At 46.5% G+C, this 25,736-nt stretch carries 23 protein-coding genes; 10 read left to right on the forward strand and 13 right to left on the reverse strand.

Going from position 1 to position 25,736, the window contains the following annotated elements:
* Positions 1-41: 41 nt before the first annotated feature.
* Positions 42-1,052, forward strand: a complete 1,011-nt coding sequence (gene nagZ / locus EP13_RS07995; protein WP_052364523.1) for a beta-N-acetylhexosaminidase — start codon at positions 42-44, stop codon at positions 1,050-1,052.
* Positions 1,053-1,064: 12 nt separating this feature from the next.
* Here the strand turns inward: nagZ and EP13_RS08000 are convergent, their stop codons facing one another.
* From EP13_RS08000 to EP13_RS08015, 4 genes are read right to left on the reverse strand one after another with little or no spacing between them, the layout of a single operon-like run.
* Complete coding sequence (locus EP13_RS08000; RefSeq protein WP_044056836.1) at positions 1,065-1,580, reverse strand: cob(I)yrinic acid a,c-diamide adenosyltransferase; 516 nt, start codon at positions 1,578-1,580, stop codon at positions 1,065-1,067.
* A gap of 8 nt (positions 1,581-1,588) precedes the next feature.
* Positions 1,589-3,154 (reverse strand): CsiV family protein, encoded by a 1,566-nt coding sequence (locus tag EP13_RS08005; protein ID WP_052364329.1) that lies wholly within the window; start codon positions 3,152-3,154, stop codon positions 1,589-1,591.
* A gap of 1 nt (position 3,155) precedes the next feature.
* On the reverse strand, positions 3,156-6,647 hold the full coding sequence (mfd, locus tag EP13_RS08010; protein WP_044056837.1) for a transcription-repair coupling factor: 3,492 nt from the start codon (positions 6,645-6,647) through the stop codon (positions 3,156-3,158).
* A gap of 39 nt (positions 6,648-6,686) precedes the next feature.
* A complete protein-coding gene (locus tag EP13_RS08015) occupies positions 6,687-7,286 on the reverse strand; it encodes a PilZ domain-containing protein (protein ID WP_044056838.1) in 600 nt (199 codons plus the stop codon).
* Between the two features lie 158 nt (positions 7,287-7,444).
* Between EP13_RS08015 and EP13_RS08020 the strand changes: the two genes are divergently transcribed.
* Both EP13_RS08020 and EP13_RS08025 read left to right on the forward strand, forming a co-directional pair.
* Positions 7,445-8,665, forward strand: a complete 1,221-nt coding sequence (locus EP13_RS08020) for a lipoprotein-releasing ABC transporter permease subunit (RefSeq protein ID WP_044056839.1) — start codon at positions 7,445-7,447, stop codon at positions 8,663-8,665.
* 77 nt (positions 8,666-8,742) lie between these two features.
* Positions 8,743-9,306, forward strand: a complete 564-nt coding sequence (locus EP13_RS08025) for a phosphoribosyltransferase (protein ID WP_044056840.1) — start codon at positions 8,743-8,745, stop codon at positions 9,304-9,306.
* Positions 9,307-9,384: 78 nt separating this feature from the next.
* Here EP13_RS08025 and EP13_RS08030 read toward each other — a convergent pair whose 3' ends face one another.
* From EP13_RS08030 to EP13_RS18885, 3 genes are read right to left on the reverse strand one after another with little or no spacing between them, the layout of a single operon-like run.
* Positions 9,385-10,026 carry an energy-coupling factor ABC transporter permease gene (locus EP13_RS08030; RefSeq protein WP_044056841.1) on the reverse strand — a complete coding sequence of 214 codons (642 nt, stop codon included), beginning with the start codon at positions 10,024-10,026 and terminating at the stop codon, positions 9,385-9,387.
* Between the two features lie 29 nt (positions 10,027-10,055).
* Positions 10,056-10,868, reverse strand: a complete 813-nt coding sequence (xthA, locus tag EP13_RS08035; protein ID WP_044056842.1) for an exodeoxyribonuclease III — start codon at positions 10,866-10,868, stop codon at positions 10,056-10,058.
* Positions 10,869-10,922: 54 nt separating this feature from the next.
* Positions 10,923-11,606 carry a biliverdin-producing heme oxygenase gene (locus EP13_RS18885; protein ID WP_052364330.1) on the reverse strand — a complete coding sequence of 228 codons (684 nt, stop codon included), beginning with the start codon at positions 11,604-11,606 and terminating at the stop codon, positions 10,923-10,925.
* Between the two features lie 211 nt (positions 11,607-11,817).
* On the opposite strand from EP13_RS18885, the gene EP13_RS08045 reads away from it, so the two are divergent.
* A complete protein-coding gene (locus tag EP13_RS08045; RefSeq protein WP_044058839.1) occupies positions 11,818-12,210 on the forward strand; it encodes a DUF2750 domain-containing protein in 393 nt (130 codons plus the stop codon).
* Positions 12,211-12,258: 48 nt separating this feature from the next.
* Entirely contained in the window at positions 12,259-12,702 is a 444-nt protein-coding gene (locus tag EP13_RS08050) for a SufE family protein (protein ID WP_044056843.1), read from the forward strand.
* A 28-nt stretch (positions 12,703-12,730) separates the two neighbouring features.
* Here EP13_RS08050 and EP13_RS08055 read toward each other — a convergent pair whose 3' ends face one another.
* The gene (locus EP13_RS08055) at positions 12,731-14,014 is read right to left on the reverse strand and encodes a glycosyltransferase (protein ID WP_044056844.1); all 1,284 of its coding nucleotides are present in this window, start codon (positions 14,012-14,014) and stop codon (positions 12,731-12,733) included.
* A 178-nt stretch (positions 14,015-14,192) separates the two neighbouring features.
* Here EP13_RS08055 and EP13_RS08060 point away from each other — a divergent pair, with 178 nt between their 5' ends.
* Positions 14,193-15,038, forward strand: a complete 846-nt coding sequence (locus EP13_RS08060; RefSeq protein WP_044056845.1) for an HDOD domain-containing protein — start codon at positions 14,193-14,195, stop codon at positions 15,036-15,038.
* Positions 15,039-15,094: 56 nt separating this feature from the next.
* Here the strand turns inward: EP13_RS08060 and EP13_RS08065 are convergent, their stop codons facing one another.
* Positions 15,095-15,910, reverse strand: coding sequence for an acyl-CoA thioesterase (locus tag EP13_RS08065; protein ID WP_044056846.1), 816 nt, complete (start codon positions 15,908-15,910; stop codon positions 15,095-15,097).
* Between the two features lie 172 nt (positions 15,911-16,082).
* Here EP13_RS08065 and EP13_RS08070 point away from each other — a divergent pair, with 172 nt between their 5' ends.
* Positions 16,083-17,429, forward strand: a complete 1,347-nt coding sequence (locus EP13_RS08070; RefSeq protein ID WP_044056847.1) for a spinster family MFS transporter — start codon at positions 16,083-16,085, stop codon at positions 17,427-17,429.
* A gap of 115 nt (positions 17,430-17,544) precedes the next feature.
* Positions 17,545-18,351, forward strand: coding sequence for an alpha/beta fold hydrolase (locus EP13_RS08075; RefSeq protein ID WP_044056848.1), 807 nt, complete (start codon positions 17,545-17,547; stop codon positions 18,349-18,351).
* Between the two features lie 39 nt (positions 18,352-18,390).
* Here EP13_RS08075 and glgC read toward each other — a convergent pair whose 3' ends face one another.
* Positions 18,391-19,665, reverse strand: a complete 1,275-nt coding sequence (glgC, locus tag EP13_RS08080; protein ID WP_044056849.1) for a glucose-1-phosphate adenylyltransferase — start codon at positions 19,663-19,665, stop codon at positions 18,391-18,393.
* A gap of 352 nt (positions 19,666-20,017) precedes the next feature.
* On the opposite strand from glgC, the gene EP13_RS08085 reads away from it, so the two are divergent.
* Together EP13_RS08085 and EP13_RS08090 are read left to right on the forward strand one after the other, a co-directional pair.
* Positions 20,018-20,551, forward strand: coding sequence for an SRPBCC family protein (locus EP13_RS08085; protein WP_044056850.1), 534 nt, complete (start codon positions 20,018-20,020; stop codon positions 20,549-20,551).
* A 204-nt stretch (positions 20,552-20,755) separates the two neighbouring features.
* Positions 20,756-21,943, forward strand: a complete 1,188-nt coding sequence (locus EP13_RS08090; protein ID WP_044056851.1) for an MFS transporter — start codon at positions 20,756-20,758, stop codon at positions 21,941-21,943.
* 51 nt (positions 21,944-21,994) lie between these two features.
* On the opposite strand, the gene EP13_RS08095 is transcribed toward EP13_RS08090, so the two are convergent.
* Genes EP13_RS08095 through EP13_RS08105 form a run of 3 tightly spaced genes read right to left on the reverse strand, consistent with a single transcriptional unit; the run spans position 21,995 to position 25,720 of the window.
* Positions 21,995-22,891: a hydroxymethylglutaryl-CoA lyase gene (locus tag EP13_RS08095; RefSeq protein ID WP_044056852.1), complete on the reverse strand. Its 897-nt coding sequence runs from the start codon at positions 22,889-22,891 to the stop codon at positions 21,995-21,997.
* Positions 22,892-22,901: 10 nt separating this feature from the next.
* Positions 22,902-24,929 (reverse strand): acetyl/propionyl/methylcrotonyl-CoA carboxylase subunit alpha, encoded by a 2,028-nt coding sequence (locus EP13_RS08100; RefSeq protein ID WP_044056853.1) that lies wholly within the window; start codon positions 24,927-24,929, stop codon positions 22,902-22,904.
* Between the two features lie 2 nt (positions 24,930-24,931).
* Positions 24,932-25,720 (reverse strand): enoyl-CoA hydratase/isomerase family protein, encoded by a 789-nt coding sequence (locus EP13_RS08105; protein ID WP_044056854.1) that lies wholly within the window; start codon positions 25,718-25,720, stop codon positions 24,932-24,934.
* Positions 25,721-25,736 lie beyond the last annotated feature (16 nt).

The raw sequence follows: 25,736 nt of genomic DNA on the forward strand, positions 1-25,736 counted from the left end.
TGTTTTATGACAGGTGAAAAGAGGCAAGCATGGGCCCGTTGATGTTAGATTGCGAGGCAGAGCGCTTACTGCCTGAAGAGAAAGAGAAATTATCACACCCGGTCACCGGCGGGGTCATTCTTTTTAGTCGAAATTATTACAACAAAGCACAGCTAAGCGAACTCACCCGAGAAATTCGCGCGGCGGCAAACAAGCCCATTCTTATTGCTGTGGATCACGAAGGCGGGCGAGTGCAACGCTTTCGAGACGGCTTCACGGCAATTCCTGCCATGGGGGCTATTTCTCAACTTACCGGCAACACAGCCGACGGGATAGCCTTAGCAAAGGCATGTGGTACTGCCTTTGCCTATGAATTAAAGCAACATTCTATCGATGTTAGTTTTGCGCCCGTGTTAGACATTAATGGGGTGTCTCAGGTGATTGGCGATAGGGCATTCGCCGATAATGCTAGCGAAGTGATTGCGCTTGCCACAGGCTTGATTACGGGGCTGCAAGCCTGTGATATGCCAGCCATTGGAAAACATTTTCCTGGGCATGGCAGCGTAGCGCCAGACTCTCATGTGGCGTTACCCGTTGATGAACGGGAGTTCCACGCCATTGCACAAACCGACATGGTGGTATTCGAGGCGCTGATTCAAGCGAATTTATTGCAAGGTATCATGCCTGCCCATGTCATCTATAAAGCGCTAGACAGTGCACCTGCAGGGTTTTCATCCTGGTGGCTTCAAACCCAGTTGCGCCAAGCTTTAGGGTTTAAAGGTGCCATATTTTCTGATGATTTATCGATGCACGGTGCCAGTGTGGCTGGCGATTATCCCGAACGGGCTAGGGCGGCGTTAAACGCGGGCTGCAACATGGTATTGGCCTGTAACAACGTGAAAGGGGCAGAAGCCATTTTGGATGCACTTGAAACAGTGTGCGACGAGGCAACCTATACAAACAGCGTAGGACGCGACTCATTAAAAGCGATGTGTGACCTGCCTTTGCCAGCCCGCGCTGCTCAAGCATACCAACACGCAAAAGCGTTATTAAATCACTACCCAATAAACTAAGTGCTAAAGCGCTTATACTTTTATTTCTTCTACCCCAGCTTGCACATTCATGTACCTTGCTAGGGTAAATAAGTAATCGGAAAGCCTGTTTAAATAAGCGGGCACTACGGGTGGTACGTTGTAGTGTTTGCTTAACGAGATTACCGCGCGCTCTGCTCGGCGACATACCGCACGGCACACATGGCATTGGGCGCCTGCTTTGCTTCCCCCGGGTAATACAAAATCGGTTTGCGGAGGCATTTTTTTGCTTAGCGCATCAATGTCTGTTTCCAGTGTCGCTACGTCATCTTGGGTAAGGGTAGAGCTTGCAGAAATGGCAAAACCGGCCTGAAACAAATTGCGCTGAATGGTGTAAATACTTTCTCTGTGTTCTGGGGCTGCTACGGCGGCAAGTAAGCCAAGTTGACTGTTTAGTTCGTCAATATCGCCATAGCTTTGCACTACCGTGTCGTCTTTTTCTACCCGTAATGCTTTGTCGGCATAAACTTGCGTGCTGCCTTTATCACCCGTTCTCGTATAAATTTTCATGAGCGCAATTAATCCTTTTCTGCCGTAGGAGGTTGGTAGCGTCTTAGTTCTATGATCATGCCAAACAAGGGATGATCAAAGTAGTGCAGCTGCTTACTAATGACGCGACGCTGTTCGCTAAATGGCACCGATGCTAATTTATACTCAGGTAATGTTTCAGAATTAAGTCGCCCATCTTCAGGTTGATTCGCAAAAGTATTGGTTGCTGAGCCACTTTCATCACTGTCTATCAAATCGCTAAGGGGAATGGGTTGTCGATAAAACAAGTTACTGTCAATGTGTAAATAGGGTACGCGGTTAATGTATTTCAAAAACACCTTAACATTGCCGTCTAGTTGCCAAATTGGGGGGCGAAATGCAGCATCTACCTTCAATAATTCATCGTTGCTTTGAGTGTGAGCATCGTCGTCAGTGAAGTGGTCAAACTCTACTGGGGTAGGTTGGGCTAACCGCTTCTCTAGGTTACTGAAAATGTCGTTTTGTGTTCCTGAACTTACTAGGCTGTCACTAGTTGGGCTAGCGTCTTCGTTGAGCTGAATTTTATTTTCGTGGTTTTCGACGCTGTCATCATTTTCACCACTTTCATCTGCCAGTGTACTGCCTGGTTCAAAAGCCGTTTGAATGGGGTTACCCATAATATCGTAACTGTCTGCATAGTTTTTACCGGCGAATAACCGCACATTAAAGGCGTTGTCTTTGCCAAACATAACAGGCTGTCGCCACACTACATGGAGTAATCGGGTGAGTTCTCTATTCTGGCGAATTTGTCGTGACAAGCTGGTAAGCTCTTGCGCTGACGCAGGCAATAGGTGCGCATGGCTGGCGTAAGGCCAATCGTTGCCTTCTGGGGTAATGGGCAAGGCCGCAGGTGCAGGCAAGCGATTATCAGGGTAATGGGTTTGCCATTCACCTTGTTCAAAGCTTAACCATGTGTCGGTGGTAAACGCGGGCTCGCAAAACTGGGTTTCGGGCACGGTCACCGGGTTAAATAAGGCGTTTTCTTCGGTATAAAAAGACAACCAATAGCCGGCTATGGTGTCTGCGCTTGGCCCATAATCTTTTGCATAAACGCTGAGCTCTTCAGCCGACGACGGGCTGGCTTCTTCTCTTTGAGTTGCGAAGGGTTGTATTACCTCGGGGCTTTCAACTGCCGGTGTTTGAGGCGAATCTTGTTCTGCTATTTCATCAGAAGGTATAGCGTCGTCAAACGTAAGGGTAATCAGCGATTCTTCAGGGTAGGGGGGAGGCGTGTCTGCCGTGCAACTGGGTAAATTCTGTTTTATCCAACGAATGTCTGGTCGAATAACATCGCCAATCACATCGGCTTCAATATCCGGTGTTGCCAATGACGACACAAATTCAAATTGCTCGTCTAACTCGCTAAGCGACAGCTTTCTCTCAAAAACAATCACTTCTACGTCAAACCACCAGTCGTCGTTGGCCTGTGCCGATGACATCACTGTTAAGGCGCTTAGCAGTGCACTTGACACTAACATGGGCACCTTTCGAACTGAACACGAACCTAACGAATGTGACTTAGCGCGTTTAATAGCGTGCTTGCGAGAAAACATCATGCTATCGCGACTCCTTGGCAAAATCGGCAATGATACCGCTTATCAGTGCAATACGTTGCTCTGCGGTTTCTGTATGTTTAACCACTCTTAATTTTTGGCTGCCTTCAAATTTGAAGGTATTCGGTTTAGTTTGTACTAACTGAATAATAAAGCCGGGGTCTACTTTGGTGGTCTCTTTAAATTCAATAGTACCGCCTTGGGCAGACAAGTCTACTTTAAGTATACCTAAGGCCTCTGCTTTTATTTTTAGTTCAGCCACTTGCACGAGGTTTTTCGCAGCATCTGGCAGTAAGCCAAACCTGTCGATGCACTCTACCTGAAATTCATCAATATCATCTTGCGTGGCGCAACCGGCAAGGCGTTTGTACAACGACAAGCGAGTATTAACATCGGCAATGTAGTCTTCGGGTAACAAGGCTGGAATGCGAAGTTCAATTTCCGTATGGCCTGCTAAAGCGTCATCAAGCGAAGGCTCTTTCCCGTTTTTAAGGGCAGTAACGGCTTTATCTAGCATGTCCATATATAAACTAAAGCCAATGCTGGCGATTTGACCTGATTGGTCATCACCTAAGAGTTCACCGGCTCCACGAATTTCCAAGTCGTGTGTGGCAAGCGCAAACCCTGCACCTAAGTCTTCTAATTGGGAGATGGCATCCAGACGTTTAACCGCGTCTTTCGTCATTCGCTTAGGATGCGGAGTCAGTAAATAGGCGTAGGCTTGGTGATGGGAGCGACCCACCCGGCCACGCAACTGGTGTAACTGTGCTAACCCTAAATGATCGGCTCTATCCATAATAATGGTGTTCGCGGTAGGCACATCAATACCGGTTTCAATAATGGTTGTACACACCAATACATTGTATCTCTGGTGATAGAAGTCGCTCATCACACTTTCTAGTTCGCGCTCACGCATTTGCCCATGACCCATGGCAATGCGGGCTTCGGGCACAATTTCGGCAATTTCTTCTACGGTTCGGGCAATGGTGTCTACTTCGTTGTGAAGGAAGTAAACCTGACCCCCGCGTAAAATTTCACGCATGATTGCTTCGCGGATTACGGCTTTATTGCGTTGCTGAACGAAGGTTTTTATCGACAGACGTCTTGCTGGCGCGGTGGCAATAATAGATAAGTCGCGCATACCCGATAGCGCCATATTCAAGGTTCTTGGAATAGGCGTGGCCGTTAGCGTTAATATGTCTACATCGGCGCGAAGCGACTTCAGTTTTTCTTTCTGGCGAACACCAAATCTGTGTTCTTCGTCAATAATTACAAGGCCAAGGTCTTTAAACTTCAGCTCACTGGAAAGCAGTTTGTGGGTACCTACCACTATGTCTACTTTTCCTTCGGCTATGCGCTCTATAATACTTTTTTGTGCTTTACCGCTAACAAAACGGCTCATGACTTCAATTTCAAACGGCCACGCGGCAAAACGGTCTTTGAAGTTTTCATGATGTTGCTGGGCAAGTAGGGTGGTGGGCACCAATATAGCCACCTGCTTACCTTGGTTTGCGGCAAGGAAAGCCGCGCGCATGGCTACCTCGGTTTTTCCAAAGCCCACGTCACCACACACCAACCTGTCCATGGCTTGCGGTTGCCCCATATCGTGAATAACCGCCGCAATGGCCTGCGCCTGATCGGGGGTTTCTTCAAAGGGGAAACTGTCTGCAAAGGCTTGGTAATCTTCCCAATTAATCGGGTAAGCGAAACCGGGCTTGGCAGCACGGCGGGCGTAAACGTCTAACAGTTCGGCGGCCACATCACGTACTTTTTCAGCGGCTTTTTGCTTGGCTTTCGACCAGGCATCCGACCCTAACGCATTAATGGGGGCGGTGTCTGCATCGCCGCCTGTGTAGCGTGAAATTAAATGCAGGGAAGCCACCGGCACGTACAGCTTCGATTGCTTGGCATATTCAATACACAGATACTCGGTAGCCACGCCACCGGCATCCAAGGTTTGTAAGCCCAAGTATCTTCCCACACCATGATCGAGATGCACCACGGGCTGGCCAATAGACAGTTCGGCCAAATTTCGAATAATGGCGCTTTCGTCAGTGGCAGTGCGTTTGTCTCTGCGCCTGCGTTGGCTTACTTTGTGCCCAAGCAGTTCGGTTTCGGTAATGAACAGCAGTTCTTGTTGGTTATTCACCCATCTGAAACTGTGTTCCACCATGCCCACGGTAATACCTACTTGCTCGCCTTCACTTAAAAATGCATTGAGTGATGGCGTAAAACTCGGTTTTATACCGGCTTTTCGTAATACCGTTAATAGCCCTTCTTTACGGCCTTGGGTTTCTGCACAAAAGAGCACTTTGGCACCACGCTGGGTGGCGTCATTCAGCGTGTTAATTAGCTGTTGCGCTGGGGCTTTTTTCTGCGAGTTAATGGCAATGTCGTCAAGCTTGTCGCAGCCAAGGTTAAATGCCCCAGGTTTGTCGTCCAATACGTAGGCGCTTAGCGAGGCTCTCGGCCATTGCTTTATGGCACCAAACAACTCGTTTATAGGCAAAAATAAATCTTCTGGAGGCAAGAAAGGGCGTGCCGGGTTATAGCGGTATTGTTCGTAGCGCTCTTGAACATCGGCCCAGAAAAACTCGCTGGCGTCTTGTACATCTCCGTGCAATAACAACAGGCTTTTCGGGTGTAAATAATCGAATAAAGTGGCGGTGGCTTCAAAAAATAGCGGTAAGTAATACTCTACGCCACTTGGCATTGTGCCTTTGGTAACCTGCGAAAATACCGACTCTTGCGCATTGTTGGCATCGAATTTTTCTAAAAACTGTTGCCTAAATAAATTCAGTGCCGCTTTATCGGTAGGGAACTCCCTGGCGGGTAATAAACGTATTTTGTCTACAGCATCACCAGAACGCTGGGTTTCGGTATCGAAAAAGCGAATGGAGTCTACTTCATCGTCAAATAAATCAATGCGGAAGGGTCTATCGCTGCCCATAGGGAACAAGTCGATAATACTGCCACGTACCGAAAACTCGCTATGGCTCATTACTTGGCTTACATGCAAATAGCCCGCTTGCTCTAAGTTGCGTCTAAATTGATCTCTGTCTAAGGTGTCCCCTTTATTTAGCATTAACAAGTATTTGGCTAAATAGTCGGTGGGGGCAAGGCGCTGCATCAGGGTGTTGATGGGCACAATGAAAATGCCATCTACCTGTTGGGTAAACCTAAATAGGGTCTCTAAGCGCTGAGAAACAATGTCTTGATGGGGAGAGAAAGTGTCGTAAGGTAAGGTTTCCCAATCTGGAAACAGAGTAATAGGTACATTATCGTCGGCCATAAAAAAGGCCAATTCTTTTTCAAGTTTTAACGCCGATGGTGTGTCGGCGGTAATTAAAACAATGGGGCCGTTATATTGTGCTTGGGCTTGTGCAATGCAAAGCGCCGGGCTGCTGCCTTGCAGTTGCCCCCAGTGTTTATGATCTTGAGAAGATGTGGCTTTTTTCTGCGCGGGTATTGGCAGTGATAATAGGGTCGCAGTCATGTGTTCCTAAAACTTTTAATACGTTTACGAAAGGCGTGTTTATTCGCCTGACTTTTTCTGTTGTGCGCGTTTACGAAGCTGTTGCGTTTGCAAATGTAAACTGGCTCGAACAAGCAGTTCCTGATCTTGCTCGCGTATGGTCGTGAAGATAAAGGCTATATGGTAATCATCCTCTACATTCTCGCAAGTAATTACTTCACCAAAGCAAAATATGGCCGCGGCCTCAGAATCTAAAAATAGCTTTATTTCGGCAAAGCTGCCTAGTTCGAACGGCGTGGCGCTTTTAATAACCACGCCGCCACCCCCAAACTTTACCGTTTCAAAACGATGGTCAGCTTGATCTTGCTGGTGCAAAATAAACGACATCATTAGGTCAATTTTTTTCGCCTGATGGTTAAGGTATTCGGTTAAGGCTTCAGCATGATCACTTAAGTGGCGCAGTGGCCGTAAGGCTTGGGCTTCTATACTCGCCATTTCACTGGCAATGCGAAATGCATAGGGCATAGCGGCGGCAAGTTCGTCTTCATCCTGAGGAACCGCATCATTGGGTACAGCAATAACATTGGCGTTTATGCTGTGCCCAATTGAAAAGTATTCTTCAAACTGTGCTTTTTTTTGTTCTAGGCTCAGGTTTTCCACTTCATTCTCCCGCCACTTATCTTGTACGGCCAGTAGCTTACACGTAGTATACGCACTTTACTATTTTGAGATTAGCCCGTCATCTCGCCTTTTGAATAAGCTGGTTGCTTTTCAATACGGATTAAACGAGAAAAGGGCACAACCGTTAGGGCGTAGCATTGTTTTATCCTCTCTCTGCCTTTATTGCATATCGCTATGCGAAGTCTGGACCTAGCCAATCTGCAGGTGCAAACAGTTTTATTTCTTTTATTAATCGCTTTTCAGTGGCAGGCATCGCGCTGGGACTTACCGCGCTTATTATTGTTATTTCGGTAATGAACGGGTTTGAAGGGCAGCTTAAAACCCGAATTCTCGGCATAGTGCCACACATTGAAGTACTGGGCGATGTAGATGAAAGCACGCTGAGCGCCTTGCCTCACGTTATAACAACGATGCCCTATAGAGAAACAGAAGCCGTGGTGCAGTCTCGCTCAGAGTTAAGGGGCGTGCAGGTGCATGGTGTGGTGCCCGACACTATGATAGCCAATGCCATGGTGGCGCAACAAATGGAACAAGGGCGTTTTAATAGTCTTGAAGCGGGGCAATATCATGTGATTTTAGGCCGCGCGCTGGCCATAAAACTAGACGCTAGAATAGGCGACCAACTGCGCATTATGGTCGCCGGTGCGAGTGTGTACACGCCATTTGGCCGCATGCCCAGTCAAAGGCTGGTTACCATAAGTGGTATTTTTGATATGGGTTCGCAAATGGATGACAAAGCCATTTACATGCATAAAGATGACGTTAATCGACTATTGCGTGACCCAAAAGGCGCTGGGGAATCTACCCGCCTATTTTTAGATGATGCTTTTGAGTACGCGGTGCCTGTTGCGCAATTAAATGCACAGCAGCCAGGGCTGCAATTAAAAACCTGGCGAGAACGCCAAGGGCCGTTATTTGATGCGGTAAAAATGGAAAAAAACATGATGTTTCTCATGTTGGTGTTAATTATCGCTGTAGCCGCTTTTAATATTGTTTCTGCCTTAGTGATGGTGGTTTCTGAGAAGCAAGGGGACATTGCGGTGCTGCAAACCCAAGGCATGACCCCAAGTACCATAATGTGGATATTCATTTTCAATGGCTTATTTAATGGGGTAAAAGGCGCAAGTATAGGGCTAGTGTTGGGGGTGGTTGTTACCTTGCAGCTAAATACTTTCTTAGCTTGGATAGGCTCGCCTATCGCGCTGTCTGCCGATGGCCAAGGATTGCCTATTGATATGCGCCTATCGCAAATTATAACTGTTGTTTTACTTTCTTTACTACTTTGCCTATGTGCAAGTATTTATCCAGCCCGTAAAGCGATGAAAACCCAGCCATCTTTGGCACTTCAAAATGAATAAGAATACGAATATGCCGTGCAAATAGTTGTGAAATTCACTATACTCGCGGTCTTTTAAAGTTTGGCCAGTGGGACGTCATGAATAAGAATTTTATTACCTCGCAATCGCTATTACAGGATTCCTTTCGCTTAGCGGCAAAGGTTTATGAGGACGGGTTTCGTCCCGACTTCATTATTGGTATTTGGCGTGGTGGGGCGCCAATTGGTATCGCGGTTCAAGAGTTCTTTGAATTTAAAGATACCCCTACTGATCATATTGCCGTTCGTACCTCTTCTTACTATGGCATTAATAAGCAATCGAAAGAAATCCGTGTTCACGGGTTACATTATTTGGTTGAAAACGCTAACGCCAACGATAAGCTATTAATTGTTGACGATGTGTTTGATTCTGGCCGCAGCGTAGATGCGCTTATAAAGCAAATTAACAAATTAATGCGCTTGAATATGCCCAAAGACATTCGTATTGCATGCCCGTGGTACAAGCCTCAAAATAACACCACTGACATAGTGCCAGATTACTATGTAAACGAAAGCGATGAGTGGTTGGTGTTCCCTCACGAGATTGCAGGTTTATCTGAAGAAGAAATTCGTGAAGGTAAAGGCGAGCTGGCTGATGTTATGGATATTTTATTTAAAAAGTAGTCCGTACAAAACCAGCCTTAAACATGAAGTTTGCTGGTAAAGCCGAATCACTAAAAACCGCTTTTATAAGCGGTTTTTTTATTTGTCTAAATAAAATTTATCTTGAAAAGTGTATACCCATTTGGGCTGGTAAATCACCAAAATAGTGATAGCCATGCCATTAATTAACGCTTCAGGAAATACGAGTAAGGGGGTGAGCAATAAATAATTATTGTAAATGGTGTCCCAGCTATACAGATTGTCGGCATAGTAATAGCCGCTTAGGGTGAGAATTTTAAGTGCGGTGGATAATGCCCCTGGAAAAAACGCGCACAAAAAAATGTAAACAAACAAATGTCTAGCAATGCGGTGAAACGTCAGCATAAGTACCAAGTAAGTGATACCTATGGGCAATAGCACGCCAAAAACGCCGTTTACACCGATACTTTGCCATGACCCATAGCCTGCGGCCGTTGCACCAACCAAGGTTAGGGTGGCGGTTATCACCGCGTAGCGAAAGCCCAGCATAAGGGTCACCGCACTCAACCCCAGAATATGCACGTTTAGCCCATCAAAAATACCTGCCCTAAACATCCACAACACGAAAAGGGTGGCAGCGGTGCCAAACACCAAATGTTGTTGGTGTTTGTCTTTTGATAAACCTATAAGCGAGATGTTCTTAATACTTATGGCAAGAACAAGGGCGTAAACGCCTAAACATACCCATTGAATTAACGTCATATTCTGGTTCTTTGTTTAACCTATTGAATTTACTCGCTAGTGTAGGTTGCCCAAATTGGCGCATGATCTGAGGGCTTTTCAATTCCTCTCAGTTCATAATCAATGCCCGCTTCAGACAAGTCAGCGTGCAAGCTTTGAGTGGCCAATATTAAATCAATACGTAAACCACGGTTATCGTTAAAGCCTTTTGAGCGATAATCAAACCATGAGAACTTATCGTCTGTATCTGGGTTTAGGGTTCTAAAGCTGTCTTCAAAGCCCCAGTCTATTAGCGTGTTTAGCCATTGTCTTTCTTCAGGTAAGAAGCTGCATTTACCGGTACGTAGCCAACGCTTTTTGTTTTCTTCCCCAATGCCAATATCAAGGTCTGTGTGTGAAATATTCACATCTCCCATCACAATCACTTTTTCATCAGGGGTGTGGTAAGTATTCAAGTAATGCATTAAATCTTGATAAAACTTGCGCTTGGCTGGGTATTTGGTTTCATGCTTTTCATTTTCACCCTGAGGGAAATACCCGTTTAGTATGGTAACCGGATCACCTTTATCGTCGGTGGTTTTTAAAATGATCATCCGTCTTTGGGCATCTTCTTCGTCAGTAGGAAAGCCTTTCTGGACAGACAAGGGTGCTTTTTTCGCTAAGAAGGCCACGCCGTAATGGCTTTTTTGACCGTGGAAAAACACCTGATATCCCATGGCTTCCACCGCTTCTACGGGAAATTGTTCGTCGTGAACCTTAATTTCCTGTAAACCTATTACGTCTGGCTGGTGGGTGTCTATTAATGCTTGCAACTGATGTAAGCGGGCTCTAATGCCATTGATATTAAAAGAGATAACCTTCATTTTACTTCTATTCCCATGGAAATTTTTTGTATTCTATCAAATTATTGCGCTGAATTAACCGCAATACTCGTGGGGGAGCGGTTGTAAAGAAGCTTGATTCCCTAATGCTATTAAATGCGCAAACCATTGGTTTGCATCATCCACTACCCATGAAGAAAATTGCGCTTCGGTAACGCCTAATGTTTGGCAAAGCGGCGCAATACGGTTGTCGATATGAGCTTTAAAGGCCACCCAATGCTTGGCTTTACTGGCCATTTCGCCATAGTAATGGACAGGTAACGCAGGGCTTATTCGCTCGTTTCGATTTTGTATTCGGCGAACAAGCATATTTGCGCCCATTGAAGAGCCTAACCAAACATACATGGCAGCAATAACAGAAGAAATACTGTGGGTAAATGGGGCTTCGGTAATGGCAGCGTTCTCACGGTTTTTTTCCCGTTGCGGGGCATATTGCGCTAAGGCTTGTCGATCTGTTTTAAGCGACGCTAACACCTGAGAGGAGCCTAAAAAAGGCAGCATGCTGTCTATATTTAGGGCGCGTAAGCCGGCGCTGTTTGGTTGAGAGGTTAAATAAGCCGTGACATCTTCATGAAACTGACACATGGTTTGCAATACGGCACTGTATTGAATGACGTCAATGGAATTAGACCGGTGAAACGAAGAAAAAGGCGCGGTGTTTTCCAATTCACGATGGCGTTCAGCCGTTTTTGTTTTTAATTCAGTAAATAATGTGTGCATATAAAAGATTAATTATGTGAAGGCATGCTGATGGCGTTAATAACGGCATGGATGGTTTCCATGCTTCGCGAATAAATGTGTCCTGTTGAAGCATTTAGCATAGTAACAAGAAGGTTCCATTGAACCTAGTTTATTCTTTATGGCTTAGAGATTGCGTAGCCATAGTTACAGGGTATACTTGCCGCTTTTAATTGCCACGAAGGTCGCCAACGTGTTCCCCGATACTTTAACCAAAACCCTGAACGACGCTACGCTTGCTCAAGCAAAATCCCTATCTGCAGAAGACCGTCAAATGCTGGTGGTTACCTACGTACCAAAAGCAAAAGAAGTGTGGCTGGTTAAGGGGCAAGACGGTTTTGTGATGCTTGAGGATGACAATGAAGTACGCTTGCCTTTGTTTCCTCATGTGGATTTAGCACAAGATTGGGTCAATGAAAACGGCCTTGATAGCGAGTGTGTTGCCGTGGCCCTTGATGAGTTTACCCAAACGTGGTTGCCGGGACTGGCAAAAAATGGTGTGGAATTGGTGATGTTTCCCACGAAAAGTGATGAGCAGAATTTGGTGATGAGCGCCGACGATCTTGCCGCAGAATTGGCAAGCTAGCTCGGTTGTTGATGGTTTAGTGTAGGCAAGAAGGTAAATTTATACGTTATGTGTAGCAGTCAATTCCCATCGGACCCATTACCTATTGCGCAATCGGTCGCCAGTGCGAAAGGTTGGGATGGGGCTACGCGGGCAATGATGCTGGCAGCGAAGCAGTTGCCTATTTTGCCCGAAGCTTTGCGCACCGCACAGCATTATGTGCCAGGGTGCGACAGCGACGTATGGTTAGGTGAAGTGACATCAGATGCGTCGGCGTCAATGCAGGAAGAAACACACACCAATATCCCTACTACGCTGGCCGCTTATTCACCCAGTAAAATTATTCGTGGCGTGCTGGCAGTATTGCTGGAAAAAGCGAATCAGCTAAGTGCTGAACAAAGACGGGCGTTTGATTTTCATCAGTATTTACGTGAAAACAATCTAGAACGCCACTTAAGTCAGTCGCGAGCGAACGGGATCAATGCGGTGCTGGCAAGATTATCTGCGCTTTAGTAAAAGGCAAAAAGCAAGAGGCAAACCGCTACACGCGGTTTTTCGCTTCTATCCACTGCGACATGTATTTGCTGGCATTCAGCGATTGCTGCCATAGCAAGCCATGGAAAAATAAGGAGTCACGGTGGGCAGCAAGGCGCTGATGCAAGTTTTCCACGTGGTTTATAAATGCTGATGGCTGCACGTCTTTCTGGTAGCTAGAAAGCAGCGCTTGGCCTTTTTCCACTGCGGCCTGCCATTGGTCTTGATGATGATACAGGGCTGCTATAGCGTTGATCCACGGCTGTATTTGACTGTCCTTTTCACAGGGAGTGGGTAATAGCGCGCCACCCCACAGAGGGTTATGCTCGTCAGACTCGTTGGGGTCAAAAGACGGCAACAGCCCCTCAGCCCCCATGTCGGTGGTAAGGGTAGGGGTATTGCAGCGCATGGCATCTAACAACTTTCCTTTAATGCCCGCACCAAAGCGTATGGGGGCAAGCAGCAAGCGCGCCTGGGCAATAACGTTATCGGCATCTTCGGCCCATCCTTCCACATAAAACCCTTGCTTGGGATTATGCAGTTGGGTGGCCTTTTTCGGTGGGTATGCGCCATACACTTTCATGTTTACCGAAGGAAATGCTTTTCGTATAGCCGGCCACATGGCTTTAAGTTGTAAAACAGCATCCCAATTAGGGGCGTGGCGAAAGTTACCAATGGTCACGAGATCTTGCCTTTCCTCAAACGAGGGAGGGCTTTCTAGCGGTTTGCCTGCATCTAGCGGAAAATAATACAGTTGAGATTCGGGCACACGGTAAACATGTGTAAGCAGTTGGTATTCGGCGCTTGAGATGACCAGTGTGATATCACTACGTAATATGGCGCCTATCTCGCGCTGAGCGAGTGCAGTATTTAAGTGCGCCTTAGTCGCGTCGTTTTCCCGCTTCACCGCTTCAAAGCGTGCATGCCGTAAACTATGTAAGTCTTCAGTATTAAGAATGTGCAAGGCGTCTGGGCAGGTTTCTTTAACCCGCCATGCAAATTGCTCTTGTGTCATGTATCTATCGAACACCACTACCTGGGGTGCAAATTGCAAAAGTTGCTGGTTAAAGCTACTGCAGTTCAGTGCTACCGTTTCACAGTTAACCCCCAACGCGGTTAAATCTGCTTTATGTACACTGTCTGTGGCGGCTGTCACAAAAGTTACCGTATGCCCCTTGGCCACGAAGCTACGAATAAGGGAAAGCATGTTTTTCCCCGCCGCCGAAGAATTAGGTTCGGGCCATACATAGCCTATTACAAGAATATTAAGCAGTTTATCTAACACAAGCATTTAGTTTTACGTAATAAAAGCGCAAATTTTAGCATGGTGAAGCCGAAAGGCTGTAACATATTCTTCCTAGTCTAAACTCGAAAAATCCAGCGCAATGTACTAAAGATTGATTGAGCCTTTTAATAATGGCGTCTAATCTAACTATAAATAACCGTCCTTACTTGGAGCTAACACCGACATGAACATTTCAGAAATGACGGAAAAAGCGAACGATTTGTTTGTGCTGCCGGAATCGGTAACACGTCTAAAAGCGTGTATGGACGATCAGGCTTCCAGCATTGATGATATTTCAGAAATTATTGCCTATGACCCTGCGCTTACCACGCAATTGCTTCGGGTGTCGAACTCCGCGCTTTATCGTTTTCCCAATCGAATTGATACCGTCACTAAAGCCATTCAGGTGGTGGGCACGCGGTCTACCTACGACCTTGCGTTAGCTTACGGTGTGAGTCACGCATTCAAAGATATTGATAGTCAAATAATTGATTTGGATAAATTTTGGGAGCAAAGTGTGTCGTGTGGCTTGTTGGCTAAGTATTTCACTGACGTCAGAAATATTCGAGAGCCTGAGCGACTGTTCGTTGCTGGCCTTTTGCACAATATTGGTGAGCTTGTGGCGGTTACCTTCAACCCCGATGGCGTGAAAAAATGCCAACGGTTTACTGCTCAAGTGTCTCCAGTAGAGTTACAACGAGCGGTGTTTGGGTTTACTTACACCGAGTTAAGTGCGTCGCTTATTAAGGCTTGGTCGCTGCCTGAGACTATTTATCAACCCATTTCCATGATGAACAAAACAGAGACCCCCTCTAGCGATGTGGAAACCTGTATTTTGCAGCTATCTTACGTTTTAGCGCTTGATAACGTTAACCCGGAAATTTACCCCAGTTATAACAATTTAGAACCACACCTACCGCAACAGCTAGCCTTAGACGACAATGATCTGGAAGATGCGCTAGATATTACGAACTTACAATGCGTGTCGGTTATTTCGCTGTTTAACCCCAGTGCGTTTATGTTGTATTAAGGCTACGCTCACAAACGGTTGTAGCCTTATTGAACAAGCAACGTTGCTGGCGTTACCTAGTCGAAAACCGCCACGGTTTGTCTGCTAATAGCAATGACTTCGTTATGTTTATCCCAAATGGTAGCTTCGGTGTGACCGTATCCATCTGCGGCTTGTCGCGTATGCGCTTTATACGCAAACCAGTCGGTGGGTGACACTGGCTTATGCGGGTGAATAAACTCAATATTCCAGCTGACGGTACTTGCCGGAGCAGGGAATTTCATCATCTGTAGCAGAGTAGGCGGCCAAGCATCAATAAGGGTGATGATGTGAGCATCGTTAATGCTAGCAGGTGGCTGCTTAAAGCGCATAAAGCCATGGTATATGCTGTCTTTTTTACGTGTGAAAGGAATACCGCCAGCGTCGATGGCTAAGTCAAAATGACGCAGAAATTTAGGGGTTACCTTGGGTATCTGGGGAATAAACTTGGCTTTGGTGGGTTCAGGCATGCCGTGAATTTCGGTATTTTCTACCCGTATGCCCGATTTTCTACCAATACCAAAACAGGCTTGCACGAAAATACAACTTTTTCCCTGTTGCGTGGCGTGAGCAATAAACTGAGAGACATTTTTGCCTTCTCTTAATTTTGTAACTTCAATGGAAAAAGGTTCATCTAACGATAACGGCCCAACGAAGTTAGTGGTGAAAGAACGCAAAACGCGACTTTCTTCAACCTGTTGCCTTATTGCACTGTACAGCATACCTGCGGTTATGCCACCAAACGCAGTGCGTCCTTGCCCCCAATTTTTGGGAATAATAAGATTATCTACTTTCCAGCTATTGTCTGAAACCGCATCTAATGCAGGTAACGTTAAAAGTGAATCTACTGTCATTGTAATCCATCTGGTCTGATCAGTTAGGGTGTCATCATCCTACATCAAGCGGCAGTGAACAGAAAGTCTGACTCAACATTTCTTCTTATGTTAACAAATAACTAACAATTAGTTGCCACTTAATTAACTAGGTGCGTAGACTAGCCGTTCAACCTATTTAAAAGGGAATGGTATGGCTTTAACTCATGCTCACGGGCTTCCAGCTAACGAGAATGCAGCACCTTCGCGGCGGTATCGCAATTATGTCCTCTTTGTACTTACCTTAGTGTATGCCTTTAACTTTATTGATAGGCAAATTATCGGCATTTTATCCCCGTTCATCAAGGCCGACTTGGGCCTTGACGATGCGCAGTTAGGCTGGCTAAAAGGGATTTATTTTGCGCTGCTTTATACTGTGATGGGTATCCCAATCGCATGGCTGGCAGACCGATACAGTCGCGTGAATATTATTGCTATTTCGTTAACCTTATGGAGTGGTTTCACCGCGGCATCTGGGTTAGCAGCTAACTACGTACAACTCGCCGTGGCGCGAATTGGTGTGGGCATAGGCGAAGCGGGTGGAAGCCCTCCTTCACACAGCATTATTTCTGACCTGTTTCCAAAAGAGAAGCGGGCGGGTGCGTTAGCTATTTATTCGCTTGGTATTCCTTTCGGTGTGATGTTAGCGTTTTTTGCCTCTGCATTCTTTTTGCAGGGAGGAACCGCCGATTGGCGAACGGTGATGTACAGTGTGGGCATTCCCGGTGTGCTATTGGCCTTGCTTTTAAAATTTACCGTTAAAGAACCGGTGAGAACCCAATCTCAGCCTCAGTCTGAATCTCAGGCTTCTCACGCGCCAACAGCGCAAAAAGCCAGTGTGACCGCGTCGCTAAAAACCTTGTTGAAAGTGCCTACATGGTGGGGCATGGCACTGGGGATTTCCTTTGGCTCCTTCGGTAACTATGCTATCTCCACTTGGGTAATAGACTATTACGTCAGGGCGTTTGCTGGGCTGGATATTACGCAATTACTCATTGTGTTTGGCATTATAAACGGCACCGCATACGCCGCTGGCGTTTGGTTAGGGGGTTATGTGGCCGACAAATGGGGCAAGAAAAACAAAAAAGCGTATGCGTTATTGCCGGCTATCGCATTAATTATTGGCGTGCCCGCCTTTTACTTTTCGTTGCAAGTACAAGATTTGTGGTTGTCTGTGGGGTTAATGGGCTTTTTATTGTTTACCAGCGGTTCGTACTTAGGACCAAGCTTCGCAATGGCACAAACTCTAGCACCGCTTAATGTGCGCGCTATGTCTACCGCATTATTTTTCTTTGTACTTAATATTATTGCATTAGGTGGTGGCCCTACGTTAACCGGTGTTATTAGTCAGGCCTTGGTTCCTTCATTAGGTGAAACGGAAGCATTGCGCACAGCGCTCTTGTATCTGTTAATTCCTTATGGGCTGTCTATTATGGTGTTCTTATGGACAAGCACCAAGATAGTCAAAGATTGGGAGATGGCAGAGCGTCGGGGCCTGTAGTAGACTCTGTACCCTTATTAGGTGCTTAATCGCTAAGTACCTAATAAGGTTTTTTTAGGTTAACGCCATCGGTTTTTAATGCTATTAGCAGTACGTCAGTGAAAGGAGCATATCATTGTCGCAATCATCATTAACGTTTCATTTTGCCCACGCAAATGGTTTCCCTGCGGCAAGTTACAACACATTATTTTCTTATCTTCCTGATCATTTTCAACGCCTACATGTGAGTATGTTCGGTCACGATGATGCCTTGCCAGTAAACGGTAATTGGCGAAATCAAGTGAAAGAGCTAATTAACCACGTTGAACGGGAAAACCGGGATGAGCGCGGTGTGTTTGCCGTGGGTCATTCCTTTGGGGCGGTTATCTCCTATATGGCAGCGTGTGAGGCGCCTCATTTGTTTCGCGGTGTCATCATGCTAGACCCGCCGCTTGTGGTAGGGCCCATGAGCCACTTCTTCCGTTTTGCCAAGAAAACACCGTTAATTAACAAGCTTACACCAGCAAAACTTGCTGAAACTCGTAACACGCGCTGGCCAGCTAACACAGATTTAGACGCGTACTTTCATGGCAAAGCCTTGTTTCGCAATATGGATAAACGATGCGTACGGGATTACGTGAAAAGCGTTATTCATCATCAAGGTGATGAGGCCAGATTAGGTTTTAAAGCTGATGTGGAAGCGGCATTGTTTAGAAATGTGCCACACAATTTGGGACGATATAAAGGTAAATTATCGTGCCCCGCGCTACTTGTTACGGGTAAGCAAAGCCAGGTGTGCAAGCCCACAATGTACACCAGGTTAATGAAGCAAAATGCAATCACTCATACGAGTTTAGAAGGGGGACATATGTTTCCGTTAGAACACCCAGAAAACGTGGCTAATTTGATATCAACCACGTTGTCTAAGTGGAATGCGCGCTAGGTACACCAGGTGTACCTAGTATGGTAGTGTTATTGCTCATTACACGGCGGCTAAGCCACCCACAGGTTGGCCAAGCATTTCACGGGTAACCAATACCACGCCTTTTTCAGATACTCTGAATCCTCTTGCCCTGTCTGCGTCATGATCGTAGCCAATGACAGTGCCCTCGGGTACGGTGCAGCCTCGGTCGATAATCACCTTTTTAAGCTTGCAGTGGCGCATAATCTCAACATCAGGAAGAATAACCGCATCTTCAATTAGGCCATAGGAGTGGACACGTACATTTGAAAAACAGATGGACGCACGCAATGTTGAGCCTGAAATAATACAGCCTCCAGACACCACTGAGTTAATAGCTTCACCGCGCCTGTCGTGGTCTTCCCACACAAACTTCGCCGGGGGAAGTTGCTCTTGGTAAGTCCAAATCGGCCACTTTTGATCGTAGAGATTGAGCTGTGGCACGGGCGCAACCATTTCCATATTGGCTTCCCAGAAGGAGTCGATGGTGCCTACGTCGCGCCAATAGGCATTATCGCCGCCACTGCTTTCAAACGGGAAGGCATAAACAGGGTGGTCTTTAATAATGGAAGGAATAATATCCTTACCAAAGTCACGCTGTGAGCCTGAGGTTTCCGCGTCTCTGCGTAGTTGCTCGAATAAAAATTCGGTGTCGAATACGTAATTGCCCATTGAGGCTAGGCATCGGGTGTCGTCGTTGGGCAAAGGAGCAGGGTGTTCGGGTTTTTCTTGAAAGCCATTAATACGAAGGTTTTCATCTACTGACATTACCCCGAATGCGCCTGCGGCTTCTTCAATGGGAACCGACATACAGGAGACGGTCATTTTCGCACCAGATTCTTTGTGGTGCGCCAGCATGGCGCCATAGTCCATTCGGTAAATATGGTCGCCAGACAAAATCATAACGTACTTAGGTAACTCGTCGCGGATAATATCAATGTTTTGAAAAACTGCGTCTGCGGTGCCTTCATACCAGCTATCGGAAAATCGTTGAGACGCGGGGAGTATTTCTACTGATTCACCGAGTTCTTTTTTGAAGTGCCCCCAGCCGCGTACAAGGTGTCGAATAAGCGAGTGTGATTTATATTGGGTGACTACACCAACCCGTCGAATACCTGAATTAATGCAATTAGAGAGTGGGAAGTCGATAATTCTAAATTTACCGCCAAAATAAAGCGCCGGTTTTGCGCGCCATGTGGTCAGTTCATGCAGTCTAGACCCCTTACCGCCAGCTAAGATGAGCGCGTAGGTATCGCGAGTCAAGTTACTGATATAGCGTGAACTGTTATCTGCCATATCTTATTTCTCCATCATTGAGACACAAAACTGCAGTGTCGGCGAGCTTAAGCTCTGTTTGAATAGGTGCCAAGAAAGCATGACAGGGGATGGTATGTAAACCCTGACACTTGGCTTGTAGATAACCTAACTTCATATTACACAAGAATAATTAGAATGCCATGGGGTTTTGCATACGTATGTAAAATAATCGTGATCGTCGCCGAAATGTGGGAAACGTTTCCATATAATGTGAAACACAAGGCTGTAGTTAAGAATAATCATTCTCAACTTTAACCAGGGCTACTAAGTTTGTTAATTAAATGTTATGTTTGATGCGATAGCAACTCTTTAACTACCAGTGGAGAACTAGATGGCGTTTTTAAAAAAGCTCTTAATAGGCATAGGTGCGTTAATCGTGATTGTCTGTGTTATTGGTTTCTTCTTGCCCAGTGAATACAGTGTGGAACGTCGCATTCTTATTAAAGCCAACCCCAGTGAAGTTTATCCTGAAGTGGTGGATTTAAAAGCGTGGCAAAAATGGGGTGTTTGGTTTAAACGGGATCCAAACATGGTCATTGACTACAGTGGCCCAGACAGAGCAATTGGTATGCGTTCTGTGTGGCAAAGTGCCACAGAAGGCAATGGTGAAATGGAAATTACCCAGCTAGTACATAACAAAAATGTGGAGTATAGACTGTATTTTCCCGATTTTGATATGGGATCCACAGGTTCTGTATCGCTTACGCCCACGGAAGAAGGCACCTTGGTGACCTGGACCGATGAAGGCGAGGTAGGCATGAACCCGGTTGATCGTTATTTTGTACTCATGATTGATGGTTTAATTGGTCCCGATTTTGAAATGGGGTTAGAGAATTTGAAAACGGTGATTGAAAACCAAAGTTAGCCTTCATGTGCTGCTACGTTGTGAACCCCCAGGGTTAGCAACCGATAGCGTTAAAATCAGAGGGGTAAAGTGGTTAGATTAAAAAGTGATCTAAATTTTGCTGGTGACTTTAACAATGTGGATGTAAATGCAAAAAGGGTCGTGAAAACGGCCCTTTTTTGTGGTTGAGTATATCTTATTGCCCAGTCGGAGAGCCTACACCCAATGGCAAATAATAAGCGTCGTTTAATTCTAGCGCTGGCTTTTAACAAACTCGCGGATTTATTGGCATCCGCAAAAACCACCTTGCCCGCATTGTTGCTTTCCCTTTCTGCACCCGTATGGATGGTGGCCTGGTTGGTGCCTATTCGCGAGTCTGGCGCACTGTTACCACAAGCTTTTATTGGCGTTTATTTACGTAAACACGAAGCTCGTCATCATGTATGGCGCCTTGGAATGGCCTTACAAATTTGCGCCATTACCACCACCTTGCTTGCCGCCTTAGTGCTAAGTGGTGTGGCTGCGGGCGCCGTTGTGCTAACGGCGCTTGTTGCCTTAAGCATAGGCCGTTCGGCGTGTTCTCTTACCATTAAAGATATGGAAGCCGATGTCGCAGAAAAAGGGGAACGGGGCAGGCTGGTGGGCATTGCTTCAACGGCGTCAGGTTTAATGACATTGTGTGTGGCGGTGCCATTAGTTTATTACCAACAAGCGTTGCAAAACTATGCGGTGATTGGATTGGTTGCAGGGTCTAGCGTGTCGTTTATCATCACGCTTCTTTGTTTACTGCCTGTTAAAACCTATGTGAAAGCCGAGGACAATAACAAGGGCCAAGAAGGGAGCGATGATGAAAATCGCCGGCTATTAAGTGTTAATTTTGATAGAACGGTTTACACCTTTATTGCAGTAAGAGGGTTGTTTGTTCATTCGGCATTAGTGGCACCTTATTTTATGCTTGAGAGCGATCAAAAGGCCACTTCCTTGTTGCCCGTGTATCTGGCCGCACAAGCATTGGCCGCGTTATTGTCGTCTTTTTTATGGGGAAAGGTCGCTGATAAAAGCGCGAGAAGCACCTTGCAGATAGCCGGTATATTGGCGTTAAGCGCGTGCGTGGCATTGCTTGTATTTAACCCTAATGGTTTGTGGTTTTCAGCATTACTCTTTTTTGTTTTGTCTGTTGCTCACGCTGGGGTGAGAACCGGCAGAAAAACCTACAGTTTAGACGTGAAAGAGGGGCAAGGTCGCACAGAATTAGTCGGGTTTTCCAATACCGCCATAGGGCTGATACTGCTGGCATTTGGCGGGTTGTACGCGTTTCTTTCGTCGGTTTTGACCTTCTCTGTTGTGTATATTATGGCCGCTATGCTGGTGGTGGCCATCATCAGTACAATTTTATTGCCTAAAGAAAAGTGATGCTGTGGTACAGCATCACTTTTACGTTGCCCAGAAGCGCGTTGACGGGAATTATCCGTTTAGCAAAGCGTTTGCGACTTTTGATTCTACCGGGCGTTGGGTTATTTCAGACACAAACGCTGAGGCTTTTAAGAGCAAATCCATGTTGACGCCAGTGTCTATTGCCATGCCGTTAAGCATATAAAGTAAATCTTCCGTAGCCACATTTCCGCTGGCGCCATTGGCATATGGGCACCCGCCTAACCCTGCTATGGCGCTGTCAATACTGGCAATGCCGTAATCAAGGGCGGCATAAATGTTAGCTAGAGCCTGCCCATAGGTATCGTGAAAGTGTATACCAATATTGGCCATAGGAACCTGCTTGCCCACGGCGTCGAGCATATGCTTGGTTTGCGTGGGTGTGCCAACGCCAATGGTGTCGCCCAAGGAAATTTCGTAACACCCCATGTCGTGTAAGCGCCGTGCAATATGCGCCACATTTTCTGGGGGAATATCCCCTTCATAAGGGCAGCCCATCACACATGAAACATAGCCCCTTACGGGTAATTCATACCGCTTGGCTAGCTCGATGACAGGCGCAAACCGGTCAAGGCTTTCGTCTACGGAACAGTTGATGTTTTTTTGCGAAAAGCGCTCTGATGCCGAGCCGAATATGGCGACTTCATCTACACCACTGTCTAACGCGTCTTCAAAGCCTTGGGTATTCGGTGTAAGCGCTGAATAGGTGACACCTTCAACTCTGTCTATATGGGTAAACACTTGTGCTGAGTTAGCCATCTGTGGCACCCATTTAGGAGAGACAAAACTGCCCCCCTCAATGTAACTCAACCCACTTTGAGAGAGTAGATTAATCAGGTTAATTTTGTGCTCAACAGAAAATGGGCTTTTCTCATTTTGCAGGCCATCTCTTGGCCCCACTTCCACAATCCTCACTTGCTTAGGCAACATAGTTTAGCTCCTAATCGGTTGTATGTGGCGTAAATGCAAACAGGGCTGCACCGCCATCAACTAACTCGCCTACCGCATAATAATACTCGTCTACTTTTCCATCACTAGGGGCGGTGATAGTGTGTTCCATTTTCATCGCTTCCATTATTAACAAGGGGTCGCCCCGCTTTACATGCTCTTCGGGGGGAACCAGATGCGCCACAATCGTACCGTTCATTGGTGCTGTTGTATTCGTATCTTTACTGTCGCTACCATCCAGCCCTAAATCAGGGGGTATAAGTTGAAAGTTAGTACATATCCCTGCATTTAACAGGCTAAATTGTGAATTATGCTTGACCACCGTAAACGCCGATTTCACTTCACCAATGGTGGCCTGCAAGGTGTTGCCATTGAGCGAGCCTGATACAACAACCTCTTGTTCAGGTAACTTGATACGCCACTGGCGCGGCTCAGTCACGGTTAAGCGCTTGATATGTTGCACTTCAACACGAATAGTGTGGTTATTTACTTCAAGAGACAGGGTTTCTTCATAGGTGGAATTCGCCCGCCATGTGCCCAGTTGTTGCCAAGGGGAGGTGTGATCGCGTTCGCTAACGTGTCGCCCCATTTTTTCGTTGGAGGCTCTGTCTAACAAAACGTAAAGTGCCATGGCGGGTAATGGAAGCCCACGTGATTCGCTTTCGTCAAAAGTTAATTGATCCGCGAATTTCTCTATAAAGGTGGTCGTAAGCTCGGCTTGTTTAAACGCCTGACTATTGGCGACCTTGCGTAAAAAGGGAATGTTAGTGGTCGCGCCGCTAATATGGTAATCCCCTAGGGCTTGATACAAACGGCTTAACGCTAATTCTCGGTTTTCTCCCCACACCACCAATTTGGCGATCATGGGGTCGTAATACACAGAAACATCGTCGCCCTGTGTCACCCCAGTATCCACCCGAATAAAGGCATTGGTGGCGGGGGGCTTTAACAGGGCTAAATGACCTGTGGAAGGCAGAAAGTCGTTGTCCGCATCTTCTGCGTAAATACGCGCTTCAAATGCATGCCCTTGGCATTTCAATTCTGCTTGCGTTTTGGGCAGTGGCTTTTTGTCGGCAACCTGTAATTGCCAAGCGACCAAATCTTCACCGGTGATCATTTCGGTAACGGGGTGCTCAACTTGCAAACGGGTGTTCATCTCCATGAAATAAAAGGCACCGTCGTCATCCAGTAGAAACTCCACGGTACCTGCGCCTACATAGTGAATTGCACTAGCGGCTTTTAGCGCGGCTTCGCCCATTTGTTCACGCACACCTTCGGGCATATTGGGCGCCGGTGCTTCTTCAATAATTTTCTGATGTCTGCGTTGTACCGAGCAATCCCGCTCAAAGAGGTAGACACCCTGACCAAAGGTATCGCAAAAAACTTGTATTTCAACGTGTCGGGGGCGAGTAAGGTATTTTTCTACCAACATGTGATCGTCGCCAAAGCTGGCCATAGATTCCCGTTTAGCGGCTTGCAGCGCTGGGTAAAACTCGTCTTCATGCCAAATTTGACGCATGCCTTTGCCGCCGCCTCCTGCTGCCGCTTTCAGTAATACAGGGTAGCCCATGTCATCGGCTGCTTTCTTAAGCGTTGCGGGAGTTTGATCATCGCCATGGTAACCAGGCACCAAAGGTACGCCTGCCTCTTCCATAATACGCTTTGCCGCTGACTTCGAGCCCATGGCTTGTATTGCACTGGCGGGCGGGCCAACAAACACAAGGTTGTTGGCTTCACATTGTTGTGCAAAATCAGCATTTTCAGATAAAAAACCGTACCCAGGGTGAATGGCGTCTACCCTTAAGTTTTTGGCATGGGAAATAATGGCTTCATACTTCAGGTAACTGTCTTTTGAAGGGGCAGGGCCCAATAACACCGCTTCGTCTGCCATGTTAACGTGCATGGCGTTGCAGTCTGCCTGTGAATAAACCGCCACGGTCTGTATACCCAGTTGTTTTGCCGTTTTGATTACGCGGCAGGCAATTTCACCACGGTTTGCAATGAGTAGTTTTTTTATCATGGTTATTGCTCCTGCCAACGGGCAACGCGCTTCTCTAAAAAGGCTGACAGGCCTTCTTGCCCTTCTTCTGACACCCGCACTTTTGCAATGCGCTGGCTTGTTTCATTCATTAAGGTTTCATTAATAGGCTTATTCGCCACAAACTCCACCAAGGATTTTGCTTGGCTAACGGCTTGCGGGCCATTTTTTAATAGCCCGTGGATAATGTGATCTATGGTGCTGTCTAGCTCGTCTTCGGTTACGGATTCGCTTAATAAACCCAGGCGGCGGGCGCGTCTAGCCGAAAATACTTCTGCGGTTTGAAAGTAACGTCGACAAACCCGAGTGCCCATTGCTTCGATGACATAGGGGCTAATGGTGGCGGGAATAAGCCCAATTTTCACTTCACTTAAACAAAACTTACTTAACTTGCTGCCTATGGCAATGTCACAACAGGCAATCAGGCCTACGGCACCGCCAAATGCCGCCCCTTGTACCCGTGCTATGGTGGTTTTAGGCAAGCTGTAAAGGGTATGCAGCATAGTGGCTAACTTCATGGCATCAGCATGGTTTTCTTGCTCGCTGTAGCTGGCCATTTTCTTCATCCATTGCGCATCGGCCCCGGCGCTAAAACTTTTGCCTTCCGCCTTAAGCACGACCGCTCTAACCTGGCTATCTTGTGCGGCTTTCTCGAAATAGTGGGTTAGGGTGCTTATCATGGCGTCGTTAAATGCATTGTGTTTCTCTGCACGGTTAAGCGTGATAAGTGCAACCTGCCTTTGATCAACTTCATAGGTAACGTCTTGGTGCATTTTGATTCTCCTTACA

Origin of the sequence: Alteromonas australica, assembly GCF_000730385.1 — a bacterium.
Lineage (GTDB): Bacteria > Pseudomonadota > Gammaproteobacteria > Enterobacterales > Alteromonadaceae > Alteromonas > Alteromonas australica.

Excerpts from the sequence above, each read along its gene's own strand:
- EP13_RS08025 (WP_044056840.1), top strand. The coding sequence starts at position 8,743 with ATGAATAAGAATTTTATTACCTCGCAATCGCTATTACAGGATTCCTTT.
- EP13_RS08070 (WP_044056847.1), top strand. The coding sequence starts at position 16,083 with ATGGCTTTAACTCATGCTCACGGGCTTCCAGCTAACGAGAATGCAGCA.
- xthA (WP_044056842.1), bottom strand. The coding sequence starts at position 10,868 with ATGAAGGTTATCTCTTTTAATATCAATGGCATTAGAGCCCGCTTACAT.
- EP13_RS08030 (WP_044056841.1), bottom strand. The coding sequence starts at position 10,026 with ATGACGTTAATTCAATGGGTATGTTTAGGCGTTTACGCCCTTGTTCTT.
- EP13_RS08085 (WP_044056850.1), top strand. The coding sequence starts at position 20,018 with ATGGCGTTTTTAAAAAAGCTCTTAATAGGCATAGGTGCGTTAATCGTG.
- EP13_RS08005 (WP_052364329.1), bottom strand. The coding sequence starts at position 3,154 with ATGATGTTTTCTCGCAAGCACGCTATTAAACGCGCTAAGTCACATTCG.
- EP13_RS08090 (WP_044056851.1), top strand. The coding sequence starts at position 20,756 with ATGGCAAATAATAAGCGTCGTTTAATTCTAGCGCTGGCTTTTAACAAA.
- EP13_RS08100 (WP_044056853.1), bottom strand. The coding sequence starts at position 24,929 with ATGATAAAAAAACTACTCATTGCAAACCGTGGTGAAATTGCCTGCCGC.
- EP13_RS08060 (WP_044056845.1), top strand. The coding sequence starts at position 14,193 with ATGAACATTTCAGAAATGACGGAAAAAGCGAACGATTTGTTTGTGCTG.
- EP13_RS08105 (WP_044056854.1), bottom strand. The coding sequence starts at position 25,720 with ATGCACCAAGACGTTACCTATGAAGTTGATCAAAGGCAGGTTGCACTT.
- nagZ (WP_052364523.1), top strand. The coding sequence starts at position 42 with ATGTTAGATTGCGAGGCAGAGCGCTTACTGCCTGAAGAGAAAGAGAAA.
- EP13_RS08065 (WP_044056846.1), bottom strand. The coding sequence starts at position 15,910 with ATGACAGTAGATTCACTTTTAACGTTACCTGCATTAGATGCGGTTTCA.
- EP13_RS08050 (WP_044056843.1), top strand. The coding sequence starts at position 12,259 with ATGTGTAGCAGTCAATTCCCATCGGACCCATTACCTATTGCGCAATCG.
- EP13_RS08055 (WP_044056844.1), bottom strand. The coding sequence starts at position 14,014 with ATGCTTGTGTTAGATAAACTGCTTAATATTCTTGTAATAGGCTATGTA.
- glgC (WP_044056849.1), bottom strand. The coding sequence starts at position 19,665 with ATGGCAGATAACAGTTCACGCTATATCAGTAACTTGACTCGCGATACC.
- EP13_RS18885 (WP_052364330.1), bottom strand. The coding sequence starts at position 11,606 with ATGCACACATTATTTACTGAATTAAAAACAAAAACGGCTGAACGCCAT.
- mfd (WP_044056837.1), bottom strand. The coding sequence starts at position 6,647 with ATGACTGCGACCCTATTATCACTGCCAATACCCGCGCAGAAAAAAGCC.
- EP13_RS08095 (WP_044056852.1), bottom strand. The coding sequence starts at position 22,891 with ATGTTGCCTAAGCAAGTGAGGATTGTGGAAGTGGGGCCAAGAGATGGC.
- EP13_RS08000 (WP_044056836.1), bottom strand. The coding sequence starts at position 1,580 with ATGAAAATTTATACGAGAACGGGTGATAAAGGCAGCACGCAAGTTTAT.